Source organism: Pantoea rwandensis (assembly GCF_000759475.1).
GTDB lineage: Bacteria > Pseudomonadota > Gammaproteobacteria > Enterobacterales > Enterobacteriaceae > Pantoea > Pantoea rwandensis_B.
On sequence record NZ_CP009454.1, the window covers coordinates 3,545,314 to 3,560,712 of the forward strand.

Consider the following 15,399-nt stretch of genomic DNA (forward strand, 5'->3'; position numbering starts at 1 on the left):
CGAAGAGGAGAAATCAGGCAGGATTGTCGATATCAATAAAGGTCACGTCGAGGCCGTAGCTTTGCGCCAGCCATTCGCCCAGCGCCTTGATACCGGCACGCTCGGTAGCATGATGTCCGGCGGCGAAAAAGTGCAGGCCTTGTTCGCGTGCGCTGTGAATGGTTTGCTCTGAGACTTCACCCGTGATGAAGGCATCCACGCCAAAAGCGGCCGCGCTATCAATAAAGCCCTGTCCACCGCCACTGCACCAGGCGACACGTTTGATCAGTGCCGGGGCGTTATCACCACAGTGCAACGGTTTACGGCCTAAACGTTCGGCGATTTTCGCGGCAAGCGCTTCGCCGCTCAACGGTTCAGCCAGCTCGCCCCATGGCACTAACGGCTGAATTTCCCCTTTCACGTCAATATCAAACAATTTTGCCAGCTGTGCATTGTTGCCGAGTTGCGGATGGGCATCGAGCGGCAGATGCCAGCCATACAGGTTGATATCATTGACCAGCAACGTGCGCAGGCGCTGGCGTTTCATTCCTTTAATCAGCGGCGATTCGCTCTTCCAGAAATAGCCGTGATGGACCAGGATAGCATCGGCATTACGCGTTACCGCTTCATCTAAAAGCGCCTGACACGCGGTGACGCCCGTAATGACGGTTTTCACTTCCGTACGGCCCTCCACCTGCAAACCATTGGGCGCATAGTCGCTGAAGGCGCTGGTGTTCAGCTGCTGATTAACGATATGTTCTAACTCAACATGATTCATTTAGTACGGCTCCCTGATCGCCTCAGGCCGCGCTGCGCGCGCGCTCAAAGGCGTCTAATGTCTTTTTACGTGCGTCCTTATGTTCCACGATTGGCGCGGGATAATCGAGTTTCTTGTTGTTTTTCTTCGCCCACACCTGCGGCTGGTGAATGTCACTCTCCGGCACATCTTTCAACTCTGGTACCCACTGGCGGATAAATTCGCCTTTTTCGTCAAAGCGTTCCCCCTGAGTCGTTGGATTGAATATGCGAAAGTACGGTGCCGCGTCGGTGCCCGTTGAGGCCGCCCACTGCCAGCCACCGTTGTTGGCCGCCAGATCGCCATCAATCAGTTGTTGCATGAAGTAGCGTTCCCCCTCATGCCAGTCGATCAGCAGGTCTTTTACCAAAAAGCTGGCAACAATCATGCGCAGGCGATTGTGCATCCAGCCCAGCGTGTTGAGTTGACGCATTGCCGCATCGACAATGGGATATCCCGTTTTGCCCTGCTGCCAGGCCGTGAGATGTGCATCGTTTTTTTGCCACTGTACGTTATGCGTCCACTCCACAAACGGCTGGTGCTTACACAACGCCGGAAATGCCACCATCAGATGGCGATAAAACTCGCGCCAGATGAGTTCATTGAGCCAGGTAAAGGCTTTGCCTTCGTTCAACGCATCAGGATGTTCTTTCAATATACGATGTAAGCACTGGCGCGGAGACAGTACTCCTATGGCCAAGTAGGGCGAGAGGCGGCTGGTGCCATCTAATGCCGGTAAATCACGCACGTCGGGATAGTGCTGCACGGATTGTTTGCCGAAATGGCGCAACTGCTTTAACGCGGCCTCTTCCCCAGCCGGAAACAGCGATGTATCGAACGCTTCCAGTGGATAATCAAATGCTGGGATTTTCTGACCCGCACTGACCGGCGCATCCTGGCGCGCTTTCGGTGCATGATGGCACTCCGGTAATCCCTGATGCAGTCGACGGACAAAGGCGCGGCTGAACGGTGTGAAGACTTTAAACATGGTGTGATTGCCGGTCTGCACGCTGCCGGGAGGCAATAACAGGCTGTCATCAAAGCCCTGACAAATTACGCCCTGGCCATCGAGACGCTTTTCGGCGGCCGCATCACGTTCGCGCTCGTTAATTTCATACTGATAGTTGTAATACAACTCATCCACCTGATGCTGGTCGCAAAACGCACTCAGGTAATCCACTGAAGCAGCAAAGTCATCGCACTGATGGTAATGCAACGGAATACCGCGCTCGGCCAGTGAATCTTGCAACGAACACAGATTCTGATGAATGAAAGCCGCCTGCCTCGGTGCCATATGGTGTTGCTGCCACTGTTTGGGCGTGGCAATAAATAGCGCCAGCACCCTCGCATGGCTGTCGCGGCAGGCAGCAGCCAGCGCAGTGTTGTCATTGATGCGCAGATCGTTACGCAACCAGACTAAGTGGGTGGTCATAATGCTCCGGGATTATTGTCCGTAGCGCAGACGCAGCGCTTCCGGATAAGGATCAAAGTAACGTTGCTGCGCCAGCCACGGATGCGGATATTCCGCCATGTAGTGTTTCAGCATGGTGATAGGAACCAACAGCGGCTGGACGCCAGTGCGATAACGATCGATGAGCTGCGCCAGTTCCTGGCGCTGCGGTGACGATAACTGCGGGCGGAAGTAGCCCTGTACATGCATCAACACATTGGTGTGATTACGGCGCGAAGCCTGATGGGACATCAAATGCATCAGGCGAATTCGGTATTCAAAGGCGTAATCATCCAGCGAATCCCACTGCTCCATTGCCGCCACAAAACGTCCCATCTCGCGATACTCATCCTGCGCGTGCGACAGCAGCAGCAACTTGTATCGACTGTGGAAGGCGATCAGCTTGTGGCGGGTTAAACCGCTGCGCCACATCTCATTGAACTCATGCAACGCATACACGCGCCCCATAAAGTTTTCGCGAATGGCATCATCGTGTAAGCGGCCATCTTCCTCCAGCGGCAGCCAGGGCATTTCCTGCTGCAGGAATGAAGTGAAAACACCGGTGCCGGCTTTGCGATTATCATTGGTATCAGGTTGATAGACGCGCACGCGCTCGAGGCCACAGCTGGGTGATTTTGCACAGAGAATGTAGCCACACAGATGATGCAGTGATTTCACCCGTTCGGCTGACCACCGCTGCATCTCATCCGTGACCTCCTGGCCGCCATCTTTACTAAAACAAAGATGAATTTGCTCGTCCGACTCTTTGACTAAACGCAGGGCAGGACGCGGTGTGGGCAAGCCAATCGCCATTTCCGGGCAAACCGGTTCAAAGCGGATAAAGGGTGTCAGTTCTTCGGTTGCAAAAGCGAAACGCTTGTGGCCACCGTCAAAACGGACCTTATCCCCGAGCAGGCAAGCGCTGATACCGACAGGAATTTTTTCGCTCATACTTGTACAACCTCCAAAATCTTGTAGAGGTTTAAGTGTAGCTGAAACGGAGAGGGATAACAGCGGTTAAGCGGGGAATACAGACAAAGTTGAGAATAAAAAAACCCGGCGCTTTTTTGAAGCTGCCGGGTTCTTAATGAATCGTTAAAACGCTTACCAGTGGATGCTGCCTACTGCTTCGGTCTGCGCCAGCCAGACGGGTTTGGTGCTGGTCTTACACCAGACGCGGTGCAGATAGCTGTAGAAACGGGCACGATCCTGGCGGAACAGCATGACAGGTAAGGCAAGTATGCCGACCAATACCGCCAGAAAACGGCGCAACACGATTTTATAAAGTGGATAAGCCTGATACATGATTGCCTCCTGGGGTAAATTTTGCGTTGAAATGTGATCTGCCTCAGATATTACGCTTAGTTGTGTAATTTTACTACTCATCCGACCACTAATTTTGGTCTTTTTTTGTGCTTTACGGCGCTGCATGAAAGTAAGTTACATAATTGTAAACATAGAGATATTGCGAGGTTACAAACATCATGACGGACGCGGTGTCCGATTCTTGATAAAGTGCCGTGTTAACTTTACCTGTGGCAGGAGTCAGCGTGACGACCATCTTGATTGTTGAAGATGAAAAAGAGATTCGCCGTTTCGTGCGCCTGGCGCTGGAAAGCGAAGGCCTGAAGATTGTGGAAGCGGAGCAATTACAACGCGGACTGATTGAAGCGGCTACGCGAAAGCCGGATTTGGTGATCCTCGATCTCGGACTGCCGGATGGTGACGGCAACGACTTTATCCGCGAAGTACGCCAGTGGAGCAGTATGCCAGTGATCGTCCTGTCTGCACGCAGTGATGAGCAGGACAAAATAGATGCGCTGGATGCCGGTGCCGATGACTATCTGACTAAGCCGTTTGGTATTGGTGAGCTATTGGCCCGCGTGCGCGTGGCATTACGTCGGCATCAAAGCAGCCAGCCAGAGCCAGTGGTGAAATTCGGTGAAGTGAGTGTCGATCTGGCCGCACGCCGCGTGTTACGTAACGATCAGGAAATTCACCTGACACCTACCGAGTTTCGCCTGCTGAGTTTATTGCTGAACAACGCCGGGAAGGTGCTGACGCAACGTCAGTTGTTGAATCAGGTGTGGGGGCCGAATGCGGTGGAGCACAGCCATTATCTGCGCATTTATATGGGGCATCTGCGTCAGAAGCTGGAAAGCAATCCGACCCAACCCAGCCATTTGCTGACCGAAACCGGTATTGGTTACCGCTTTATGCCATAAAAAAACGACCCACGTTGTCACGTGGGTCGTTTCAGGAATCGCGTGAAAAGGCGCACATTAATCAGCGCGCCTCAACGGTTCTGTTACGCGTTTTTCAGCACTTCGCTAACAATCTCTACCGCTTCTTTCTCGATCTGCTGGCGATGCTCAGCGCCAAGGAAGCTTTCACAGTAGATTTTGTAAGCGTCTTCAGTGCCTGAAGGGCGCGCAGCAAACCAGCCGTTTTCGGTCATCACCTTCAGACCACCGATTGACGCGCCGTTACCCGGTGCTGCGGTCAGACGTGCAGTAATCGGATCGCCCGCCAGCGTGTCAGCACTCACCATTTCCGGTGACAGCTTAGACAGTGCCGCTTTTTGCGCTGAGGTCGCCGGCGCCTGCAGACGGTTATAGCTTGGCGCACCAAAGCGTTCTGCCAGTTCGTCATAGTGCTGCTGCGGGTTTTTGCCGGTCACCGCAGTGATTTCGGCTGCCAGCAGGCACAGGATGATACCGTCTTTATCGGTTGACCAGGCGGAACCGTCGAAGCGCAGGAAGGAAGCACCCGCGCTCTCTTCTCCGCCGAAACCGAAGCTGCCATCAAACAGGCCATCAACAAACCATTTGAAACCAACCGGCACTTCAACCAGCTTGCGACCAATATCATTGACCACACGGTCGATCATTGCGCTGGAGACCAGGGTTTTACCCACGGCAACATCTTTGCCCCACTGCGGACGATGCTGGAACAGGTAATTAATCGCCACGGCCAAATAGTGGTTCGGGTTCATCAGGCCTGCAGGCGTGACGATGCCGTGACGGTCGTAATCCGGGTCATTACCGAACGCCAGATCGAACTTATCTTTATACGCCAGCAGACCCGCCATTGCGCACTCAGATGAGCAATCCATACGCACCACGCCATCTTTATCCAGATGCATGAAGCGGAAGGTCTGATCGACAGCATCATTAACGATGGTCAGATCCAGCTTATAGTGCTCAGCAATACGCTGCCAGTAAGCGATACCGGAGCCACCTAATGGATCAACGCCGATTTTCAGGCCCGCTTTCTGGATTGCCGGGAAGTCAATGACCTCAGCCAGACCTTCAACATAAGGCTGAATCAGATCCTGCTCAACGATATGGCCGCTTGCCCAGGCCTGATCCAGCGGCAGACGTTTCACGTCTTTCAGTTCGCCTTTGATCAGCTGGTTAGCGCGATCTTCGACCACCTTGGTGACGTTGGTATCAGCAGGACCGCCGTTTGGCGGGTTGTACTTGATGCCACCATCTTCTGGCGGGTTGTGTGAAGGCGTGATGACGATACCGTCCGCCTGCGCGCCACCGCGTTTGTTGTGTTCCAGAATGGCGTTGGAGATCGCCGGCGTTGGCGTGTAGCCATTGTCCTGCTGCACGATCACATCCACACCGTTCGCCGCCAGCACTTCCAGCACTGACAGAATGGCCGGTTCAGACAATGCGTGGGTATCTTTACCCACATAGCACGGGCCGGTGATGCCATTCTTTTTGCGCTCTTCCGCGATCGCCTGCGCAATCGCCAGAATGTGCACTTCATTGAAGCTTTGGCGTCCCGCGCTGCCGCGGTGGCCAGAAGTGCCAAATTTCACCGCATGGTCCGGGTTCGCCGCATCTGGCTTCAGGACGTAATACTGCGAGGTTAATTGTGCAACGTTAATCAAATCGCTCTGCTGGGCAGGCTGCCCGGCACGGGGGTGATTGGCCATTGGCGCTTCTCCCTGACGCTTCAGTTTAAATGGTGCCGCGAACTTTCTCTGTCAGTTCCTGAGGGAACTGCATCGCCAACATGATGTGTTCCACCATGCTGCATTTGCGGCCTGTATTGGTATTGGTGATCACCCAGTACGGTGTGCCAGGAACGTGCTTCGGCTTAGTATGGGTGCCATTTTGCAGCAGCGTGTGCTCGTCACCCGCAAAATAGACGCGAGTGCGGCCCTGCAGCGAGGCAGTGGCATCAGCAAAGGCTGCTGGATCAAGACGATAAAGCGTTGACAGTACCAGCATAAAGCGATTAACCGCCTTATTCTGCTCGGCATACTCATCAGAGAGCAGCAGTTCACGCACAGCGCGTACGCGATCCTGAGGACGCGCTTCGCTGCGCACTGGCTGCGCTTCCTTCACCGAAGCCGAAGCAGCAGCGACAGGTGCAGTCGGTGCAGTCTGGCCCGCGGTGAATTTCAGCATGCGGCGCAAAATATCGGAGGCACTTTCACCAATGTGCTGCGTGTGGCTGGCAATATAACGGTAGAGTTCTTCGTCAACTTCAATCGTTTTCATCTTATTCCGTACAATTCTGGCAAATGACAGAACCACGCATTATTGCAACGGCCTTAGCAAAATCGAGCTGTGCAAAACGTGAGCGGGCTCTAACATAAGGATTATAAAGTTAAATCCGTGGCAGCCGATAGCGCTGGCGTTGTTTCAGGGCAAAAGTCGGAATATGCCCTAATGCCTGGCCGGCTGGCTCCTGGACAGGTGAATCCATGATACCCTAAGCCAAGGTCACAACCGTAAGAACTTTAGCCATGATTTTGAACGCCCGTCTGCAAACTGAACAATCTACCCCTGAAGCCCCCCCTATTCTGTTAATTCATGGCCTTTTTGGTAGCCTGGATAACCTTGGCGTGCTGGCGCGCGGTGTCCGGGATGCACGCCCCACGTTGCAAGTGGACGTGCGCAACCATGGTTTGTCTGAACGCAGTGAGGTGATGGATTATCACGCCATGGCGCAAGACATCGTGGAGACGCTGGATGCACATAAGATTGAACGTGCTGGCGTAATAGGCCATTCAATGGGCGGTAAAATCGCCATGGCGCTCAGTGCCGTGGCCCCCGAACGTATTGAGAAAATGGTGTTGATCGACATTGCGCCGGTGGATTATCAAACCCGCCGCCACGATGAAATCTTCGCCGGTATCCGCGCCGTGACAGCGGCGGGCGTGTCCCGTCGCAGTGAAGCGGCCGAGGTGATGCGTCATCATGTCGCTGAAGAGGGGGTGATTCAGTTTATCCTCAAGTCCTTTGTGGAGGGCGAGTGGCGCTTTAACGTGCCGGTGCTGTGGGACAACTACACCACGATTTCTGGCTGGGAGGAGGTTCCGGCCTGGCCACATCCCGCATTGTTTATTCGCGGTGGCGATTCCCCTTATCTGGACAATCAGCATCGTGATGCACTGCTGCGTCAGTTCCCTCACGCCCATGCGCACGTGATCAGCGGCGCCGGTCATTGGGTACATGCTGAAAAACCTGATGCGGTTTTGCGCGCAGTTCGTCGCTTTTTTAACCTGTAAAAGCAAAAGCTTGCCGTATGCGGTTTAGGGTTGGCGTCGCGGATGGTGCTGGAGTATGATGTCGCGCTAAAAATTTGCCGCGGATGATTTTTTCGCCGTGGTCGGGCCGATAATGTATAAATCGCGCAGCGCCTTTCCGCCGTTCGCGCCCACTCAGTTTCACAAATCATGGCAAAAGAACAGACAGACCGTACCACGCTTGATCTTTTTGCAGACGAGCGGCGTCCCGGTCGCCCCAAAACCAGCCTGCTGACACGCGACGAACAGTTGCGTATCAACAAACGTAACCAGCTCAAGCGCGATAAAGTGCGAGGGCTGCGTCGTGTTGAGCTGAAAATGTCCAGCGAAGCGGTTGACGCCCTGAACACGCTGGCCGAGCAACAAAACATCAGCCGCAGCGAATTGATTGAACAAATGCTGCTAGCGCAACTCAAACTGTCTTAGCGCGCTGACCGCACGCAGGAACACAAAGTTCAGGCTTTACTCGTTCCGCCCTTTTCAACGGTCTGCTATCATTCGCTAACATGTGCAGTCAATTGACTTACTTTCACAATCAGGCTTTAAGAGGTTACTTAACCCATGGCAATCGTAGGCATTTTCTTCGGCAGCGATACCGGCAACACTGAAAACATTGCAAAAATGATCCAGAAACAACTGGGTAAAGATGTCGCCGAAGTGCATGACATTGCTAAGAGCACCAAAGAAGATCTCGCAGCGTTCGACATCCTGCTGCTAGGTATTCCTACCTGGTATTACGGCGAAGCACAGTGTGACTGGGATGACTTCTTCCCTACGCTGGAAGAGATCGACTTTAATGGCAAACTGGTGGCGCTGTTTGGCTGTGGCGACCAGGAAGATTATGCAGAGTATTTCTGTGATGCGATGGGCACGATTCGCGACATCATTGAGCCCAACGGCGCGGTGATCGTGGGCCACTGGCCGACCGAGGGTTATCATTTTGAAGCCTCAAAAGGTCTGGCCGATGACAAACACTTCCTCGGCCTGGCGATTGACGAAGATCGTCAACCTGAGTTGACCAACGAACGCGTTGACGCCTGGGTGAAACAGATTTTTGATGAGCTGCAGTTGAAAGAGATCATCGAAGCCTGATGCCTCGCCTCCCCAATGTGAGCGCTGGCTCACGTTGGGGCAAAGGAAATTCCTATAAAAATAATAGCTACGGTTTTTTAACTTTTCCCCGCAAATCTGTAGAATACCCGCAATGGTCATCCGCTTATTCCTCTGATTGTTGACTGAGGCTGAGTGAAATGGAAACCCAAACCACACCGTTCCGCGCTGGCGTAGGCGATGTTTATCCTTACGACTTTTGTTGATTTGCGCGCTACCCTGGTTTTCATTTCACTGCTTGAGTTCTATAATGAGACGCAAATGAGAATACGCGTGACCTAAACATTCAAGGCCCCTGCGCCGTAAGTGACATGCAAAGTAACAGGACAATATCCGAATGACTGACAACAACTCCGCATTGAAGAAGGCTGGCCTGAAAGTCACTCTCCCAAGATTGAAAATTTTGGAAGTGCTTCAGGGACCGGGCCCCGAGTCCCATCACGTCAGTGCGGAAGATTTGTATAAGCGCCTGATCGATATGGGCGAAGAGATTGGCCTGGCAACGGTTTATCGCGTTCTTAACCAGTTTGATGACGCGGGTATCGTCACCCGTCATAACTTCGAAGGCGGCAAATCCGTATTCGAACTGACTCAGCAGCATCACCATGACCACTTGATCTGCCTGGATTGTGGCAAAGTGATCGAATTCAGTGATGAATCAATCGAAACGCGTCAGCGTGAGATTGCTACTCGCCACGGCATCAAACTCAGCAACCACAGCCTGTACTTGTACGGTCACTGTGCACTGGGAGACTGCCGCGAAGACGATACGCTCCACGATAAGTAATTGAGTGTGCTATGCAATATAAAAAAACCGGTGCTGGTCACCGGTTTTTTTATGCCTGTTATCAAGCGATAAAGGTTTCGTGGAGGTAGCGCCAGCGAGGAATGGTGGTGCTGCAATCCAGCACAGCCAAAGAGATGCGTGTTTGATGGGTGCCGTTCAACATCTGCAGTTCACGATACTGAATCGTCACTTCCTGGCTCTGTTGAGAAATGATGGCATGCTCACTGGTGGCAATGCGCAGCCCTTCCCGCTGACCGTGCAGTTTGCGAAACAGCACTTCGGTCTCATTCAGATCCAGCTGCTTACCCAGCGGCGTCACCATTTTGAAATCCGGGTGAAAGTGTGACAAAAGCAGTTCCATGCTGTCATCACTGCCTTCTACCTGGTTAAAAACACGTTCAATAAGCTGATGTAATACCACCACGCTATGCTTAGCTTCCAGGGCGAGACTTGTCATTTTTTTTCCTTTGATAACCCGCAGAGCTCTATTTAGAGCGCATAGCCTACCTGAAATACAATTTTTCACACTCGCAAATGGGTTAATTTTGCTAAAGTCAGAATTGTCGCAAAATAGACAACAAGCACAGCTTGCCGCCTTCAGCATAATTCATTGCCCGTGGCGAATTACAGGCAATAAAAAAGGGCGATTGCTCGCCCTTTCATGATCATATTGTGCTATCGACGAAAGATATTACTCGCCAATCTTCGCGAAAGTATCACGCAGTCCAACCGTGCGGTTAAACACCAATTTACCCGGCTGTGAGTAGACGCTATCGGCACAGAAATAGCCTTCACGTTCAAACTGATAAGCTGCGGTAGTGGCAGCTTCACGCAAACCTGACTCCACGAAGCCCTGTTTGATTTCCAGCGAGTTCGGGTTAATGGTGGTGAGGAAATCCTCAGCCGCCGCTGGGTTTGGCACGCTGAACAGACGGTCGTAAAGACGGAACTCAGCTGGCAGTCCATGAATGGCGGAAACCCAGTGGATCACACCTTTCACTTTGCGACCATCCGCCGGATCCTTGCTCAGGGTATCGACATCACAAGTGGCATAGATGCAGGTAATGTTACCCTCTTCGTCTTTCGCCACACGCTCAGCACGAATCACATAAGCATTGCGCAGACGCACTTCTTTGCCCAGAACCAAACGTTTGTACTGTTTGTTGGCTTCTTCACGGAAGTCAGCGCGATCGATCCACACTTCACGGCTGAACGACACTTCACGCGTGCCCATCTCCGGCTTGTTTGGATGATTAGGCATGGTCAGCGTTTCTTCGTGGCCGGCGGGCAGGTTTTCGATCACCACTTTCAACGGGTCGAGTACCGCCATCGCGCGTGGTGCGTTCTCATTGAGATCGTCACGAATACAGGATTCCAGCGACGCCATCTCAACGATGTTGTCCTGTTTAGTCACGCCGATGCGGCGGCAGAATTCACGAATCGAGGCCGCGCTGTAACCACGACGGCGCAAACCTGAAACAGTCAGCATGCGGGGATCGTCCCAGCCTTCCACTACTTTCTCGGTGACCAGCTGCGTCAGCTTACGCTTCGACATCACCGCGTACTCCAGATTCAGACGCGAGAATTCGTACTGACGCGGATGCTGCGGAATGGTGATGTTGTCCAGCACCCAATCGTAGAGGCGACGGTTGTCCTGGAACTCCAGCGTACACAATGAGTGGGTAATGCCTTCGATCGCATCCGAAATGCAGTGCGTGAAGTCGTACATCGGGTAGATGCACCACTTGCTGCCGGTCTGATGGTGATCGGCAAACTTAATGCGGTACAGCACCGGATCGCGCATCACAATGAAGCTGGATGCCATGTCGATTTTGGCACGCAGACACGCTTTACCTTCCTCGAAACCGCCATCACGCATCTTCTGGAACAGCGCAAGGTTCTCTTCCACGCTGCGGTCGCGGTACGGGCTGTTTTTACCCGGCGCAGTCAGAGTGCCGCGATATTCACGGATCTCTTCCGCCGACAACTCATCAACGTAAGCCAGACCTTTATTGATCAGCTCAACGGCGTAGTTAAACAGTTGGTCGAAATAGTCTGAGGAGTAACGAATGTTGCCGCTCCACTCAAAGCCCAGCCATTGCACGTCACGCTTGATGGATTCAACGAACTCCAGATCTTCTTTCACCGGGTTAGTATCGTCAAAACGCAGGTTGCACTGTCCTTGATAATCTTGGGCGATACCAAAGTTCAGGCAGATAGATTTCGCATGGCCAATATGCAGATAACCATTGGGCTCAGGCGGGAAACGGGTATGCACACTGCTGTGCTTACCGCTCGCCAAGTCTTCGTCGATGATCTGACGAATAAAGTTCGTTGGGCGGGCTTCAGCCTCACTCATCTCAAAATCCTCAAAACAATAGCGGGTGATTTGTACCACGAAGTAACGGAGTATGATCCACAAAGCGCAGGAGGGAAACAACCGTTTGTTGGTCGTTTTAAAACAAAAAAGGCAGGAATTGCTTCCTGCCTTCTGGCTAAATCACAAGGACTTAGTTTTTCACTTCATACAACGGTGTCACACCTGCAACCACTGAACCGCTTGCCAGCAGATTCAGTCCGGCGAAATCATCGCTGTTGCTGACCACCACCGGGCTGATCATTGAGCGCGCGTTGGCGTTGAGGAAGTCCAGATCCATCTCCAGAATCGGCTGACCAGCAGTGACGGTTGCCCCCTCTTCCACCAGACGTGTGAAGCCTTTTCCTTCCAGCGCCACGGTGTCCAGGCCCATGTGTACCACGATCTCAACGCCGTTAGCGGCTTCCAGACAGAACGCATGGTTGGTGTTGAAGATTTTCACCACGGTACCGGCAATCGGTGCCACCACGGTTTTGTCCGTTGGTTTGATTGCCAGACCATCGCCCACCGCTTTGCTGGCGAACGCCTCATCCGGGACTGCGTCCAGCGCGACAATCTCACCGGTCACCGGTGCCACCAGCGTAGCAATCACCGCTTTTTCAGTGTTCAGCACGGCCTGGGGTTTAGTCGCGACCGGCGCAGCGGCGGCAGGAGCGGAAGCCGCAGCAACCGGGCCTTTGCTCAATACTGTTTTCATTGCGGTGGCGATACTTTCAGCCTGAGTGCCGACAATCACCTGCACGCTCTGTTTGTTCAAACGAATCACACCGGACGCACCCAAACGTTTCGCCACGCCTTCATTCACCTGGGCTGAGTCTTTGACGTTCAGACGCAGACGGGTAATGCAGGCATCGATGTTGGTCAGGTTGTCTGAACCGCCGATGGCAGCAATGTAGCGGCGTGCCAGTGATTCAGTCTGGCTTTCACCATTACCGCTATGGTCGACGTTAACGTCATAACCATCAGTTTCATCGCCCGCAGACAATTCGCGGCCCGGGGTCATCAGGTTGAATTTCTGAATAGTGAAACGGAACACCACATAGTAGATGGCGAAGAACACCAGACCTTGTGGGATCAGCATCCACCAATTCACCGCCAGCGGGTTACGCGTTGACAGCACCATATCCACCAAACCGGCACTGAAGCCGAAGCCTGCAATCCAGTGCATGCTCGCAGCAATAAATACCGAGATACCGGTCAATACGGCATGGATCACATACAACACCGGCGCCACGAACATGAAGGAGAATTCCAGCGGTTCAGTGATACCCGTGAAGAAGGCCGCGAAGGCCGCAGCCAGCATGATACCGCCGACTTTCGCGCGGTTTTCTGGACGAGCGCAGTGGAAGATAGCCAATGCTGCACCCGGTAAGCCAAACATCATGATCGGGAAGAAGCCCGCCTGATAGCGACCGGTGATGCCCGGGATACCCGTACCATTCGCGATAGATTGTGCACCGCCAAGGAACTTAGGAATATCGTTAATGCCTGCCACGTCAAACCAGAATACGGAGTTCAGTGCGTGATGCAGACCGACCGGAATCAGCAAACGGTTAAAGAAGGCGTACACGCCTGCGCCCACCGAGCCCATTTTCTGAATGTGCTCACCGAAGTTCACCAGGCCGCCGAAGATGATTGGCCAGATGTACATCAGGATAAACGCCACAACGATCATCAGGAATGAGACAAGGATCGGCACCAAACGGCGCCCGCTGAAGAACGACAGCGCTTTGGGCAGCTCAACATGGCTGAAGCGGTTATACACTTCAGCAGAGAGAATACCGACCAGAATACCCACGAACTGGTTGTTGATCTTGCCGAAGGCAGCAGGCACCTGATCGACCGGGATCTTCTGAATCATCGCCACCGCAGCAGGTGAGCAGAGTGTCGTCACCACCAGGAAGCCCACAAAGCCGGTTAACGCGGCCGCACCATCTTTATCTTTGGACATACCGTAAGCCACACCGATGGCAAACAGCACTGACATATTTTCGATAATGGCAGAACCGGACTTGATCAGCAGAGCGGCCAGCGCATTGCCTGCACCCCAGCTGTCTGGATCAATCCAATACCCTACCCCCATCAAGATTGCCGCTGCCGGCAGTGTCGCTACCGGCACCATAAGCGCGCGGCCGACCTTTTGCAGATATCCTAAAATACTCACCTTTTTCTCCCCCTATGAGACTGGCGTTTGCCGTAGCGTGGGTTGATTTTATTATCCCTACGCCCGGTACCTTGATGACATCTTTCACCACGAGGCGCAGTGTAAAGATAAATTAATTCGCCTCGCAAATTAAAACCACGGTAACTGTGACTTTAATCACCATAATGGACGTTTATCACTGCGAAATGCTAGCCACCACCACAAACTTATTTTATGATGAAAAATATCAGGTCGCACTTTTCCCTGCTGGTTGCGCTTAAACAGATTACGCTTAATGGCAGCAACCTAAACCAGCATCGGCGACAACATTTTCCTAATCTTAATTGAGGTGAAGACATGAGACTGATCCCTTTGGCCACACCGACCCAGGTGGGTAAATGGGCTGCACGCCACATTGTTAACCGCATTAATGCGTTTAAGCCTAGCGCAGAACGTCCCTTCGTGCTGGGCTTGCCAACCGGTGGTACGCCACTGGAAGCTTACAAGCACCTGATTGATATGCACAAAGCGGGCCAGGTTAGTTTCAAGCACGTGGTGACGTTCAATATGGACGAATACGTGGGCCTGCCAAAAGAGCATCCGGAAAGCTACCACAGCTTCATGTACCGCAACTTTTTCGATCACGTTGATATCCAACCAGAAAATATCAATCTTCTGAATGGCAATGCGCCAGATATTGACGCAGAATGTCGCCAGTACGAAGAGAAGATTCGCTCTTACGGCAAAATTAATCTGTTCATGGGCGGCGTGGGCAACGACGGACACATTGCCTTTAATGAGCCGGCTTCTTCACTCTCTTCCCGCACCCGCATTAAAACCCTGACGCACGATACCCGCATCGCCAACTCGCGTTTCTTTAACGGCGATGTCGATCAGGTGCCAAAATACGCTCTGACCGTGGGTGTGGGTACGCTGCTGGATGCTGAAGAAGTGATGATTCTGGTGACGGGCCATCTGAAAGCGCAGGCGTTGCAGGCCGCTGTAGAAGGTAACGTTAATCATATGTGGACCATCAGCTGCCTGCAGCTGCATGCGAAATCTGTGGTGGTGTGTGACGAACCGGCCACCATGGAACTGAAAGTGAAAACCGTGAAATATTTCCGCGAAATGGAAGCGGAAAATATGAAAGGTGTGTGAGAACACGTTGTGAAAAACCTGCTGCCTGAAGGTGGCAGGCTTAGCCGG

General features: G+C 52.9%; 15 protein-coding genes. 6 read left to right on the plus strand and 9 right to left on the minus strand.

From position 1 onward, the window contains the following. Nucleotides 1-13: 13 nt before the first annotated feature. The 4 genes from LH22_RS16205 to LH22_RS16220 all read right to left on the minus strand — a co-directional run bounded on the left by LH22_RS16205 (nt 14) and on the right by LH22_RS16220 (nt 3,530). Entirely contained in the window at nt 14-757 is a 744-nt protein-coding gene (locus tag LH22_RS16205; RefSeq protein WP_038648235.1) for a type 2 GTP cyclohydrolase I, read from the minus strand. Nucleotides 758-779: 22 nt separating this feature from the next. Next, nucleotides 780-2,207 (minus strand): deoxyribodipyrimidine photo-lyase, encoded by a 1,428-nt coding sequence (gene phrB, locus LH22_RS16210; protein ID WP_038648238.1) that lies wholly within the window; start codon nt 2,205-2,207, stop codon nt 780-782. A 12-nt stretch (nt 2,208-2,219) separates the two neighbouring features. Beyond that, a complete protein-coding gene (locus LH22_RS16215) occupies nt 2,220-3,176 on the minus strand; it encodes a YbgA family protein (protein WP_038648241.1) in 957 nt (318 codons plus the stop codon). A 153-nt stretch (nt 3,177-3,329) separates the two neighbouring features. Further along, the gene (locus tag LH22_RS16220; RefSeq protein ID WP_038648244.1) at nt 3,330-3,530 is read right to left on the minus strand and encodes a YbfA family protein; all 201 of its coding nucleotides are present in this window, start codon (nt 3,528-3,530) and stop codon (nt 3,330-3,332) included. Nucleotides 3,531-3,775: 245 nt separating this feature from the next. On the opposite strand from LH22_RS16220, the gene kdpE reads away from it, so the two are divergent. Further along, complete coding sequence (gene kdpE / locus LH22_RS16225) at nt 3,776-4,450, plus strand: two-component system response regulator KdpE (RefSeq protein WP_038648247.1); 675 nt, start codon at nt 3,776-3,778, stop codon at nt 4,448-4,450. 83 nt (nt 4,451-4,533) lie between these two features. On the opposite strand, the gene pgm is transcribed toward kdpE, so the two are convergent. After that, nucleotides 4,534-6,174, minus strand: coding sequence for a phosphoglucomutase (alpha-D-glucose-1,6-bisphosphate-dependent) (gene pgm, locus LH22_RS16230; protein ID WP_038648250.1), 1,641 nt, complete (start codon nt 6,172-6,174; stop codon nt 4,534-4,536). A 25-nt stretch (nt 6,175-6,199) separates the two neighbouring features. Continuing rightward, the gene (gene seqA, locus LH22_RS16235) at nt 6,200-6,745 is read right to left on the minus strand and encodes a replication initiation negative regulator SeqA (RefSeq protein WP_038648252.1); all 546 of its coding nucleotides are present in this window, start codon (nt 6,743-6,745) and stop codon (nt 6,200-6,202) included. Between the two features lie 248 nt (nt 6,746-6,993). On the opposite strand from seqA, the gene ybfF reads away from it, so the two are divergent. The 4 genes from ybfF (at nt 6,994) to fur (ending at nt 9,673) form a co-directional block, all read left to right on the plus strand. Beyond that, a complete protein-coding gene (gene ybfF / locus LH22_RS16240; RefSeq protein WP_038648255.1) occupies nt 6,994-7,758 on the plus strand; it encodes an esterase in 765 nt (254 codons plus the stop codon). A 168-nt stretch (nt 7,759-7,926) separates the two neighbouring features. Continuing rightward, complete coding sequence (gene ybfE, locus LH22_RS16245; protein WP_034829114.1) at nt 7,927-8,202, plus strand: LexA regulated protein; 276 nt, start codon at nt 7,927-7,929, stop codon at nt 8,200-8,202. Nucleotides 8,203-8,337: 135 nt separating this feature from the next. Then, nucleotides 8,338-8,868: a flavodoxin FldA gene (fldA, locus tag LH22_RS16250; protein WP_034829111.1), complete on the plus strand. Its 531-nt coding sequence runs from the start codon at nt 8,338-8,340 to the stop codon at nt 8,866-8,868. Nucleotides 8,869-9,223: 355 nt separating this feature from the next. Further along, nucleotides 9,224-9,673, plus strand: coding sequence for a ferric iron uptake transcriptional regulator (gene fur / locus LH22_RS16255; protein ID WP_007890672.1), 450 nt, complete (start codon nt 9,224-9,226; stop codon nt 9,671-9,673). A gap of 61 nt (nt 9,674-9,734) precedes the next feature. Here fur and LH22_RS16260 read toward each other — a convergent pair whose 3' ends face one another. The 3 genes from LH22_RS16260 to nagE form a co-directional block, all read right to left on the minus strand. Beyond that, nucleotides 9,735-10,130: a hypothetical protein gene (locus LH22_RS16260; RefSeq protein ID WP_038648263.1), complete on the minus strand. Its 396-nt coding sequence runs from the start codon at nt 10,128-10,130 to the stop codon at nt 9,735-9,737. Between the two features lie 234 nt (nt 10,131-10,364). Beyond that, complete coding sequence (gene glnS / locus LH22_RS16265) at nt 10,365-12,032, minus strand: glutamine--tRNA ligase (RefSeq protein ID WP_038648266.1); 1,668 nt, start codon at nt 12,030-12,032, stop codon at nt 10,365-10,367. Between the two features lie 151 nt (nt 12,033-12,183). Next, entirely contained in the window at nt 12,184-14,208 is a 2,025-nt protein-coding gene (nagE, locus tag LH22_RS16270) for an N-acetylglucosamine-specific PTS transporter subunit IIBC (RefSeq protein WP_038650217.1), read from the minus strand. Nucleotides 14,209-14,550: 342 nt separating this feature from the next. On the opposite strand from nagE, the gene nagB reads away from it, so the two are divergent. Further along, on the plus strand, nt 14,551-15,351 hold the full coding sequence (gene nagB / locus LH22_RS16275; protein WP_034829102.1) for a glucosamine-6-phosphate deaminase: 801 nt from the start codon (nt 14,551-14,553) through the stop codon (nt 15,349-15,351). Nucleotides 15,352-15,399 lie beyond the last annotated feature (48 nt).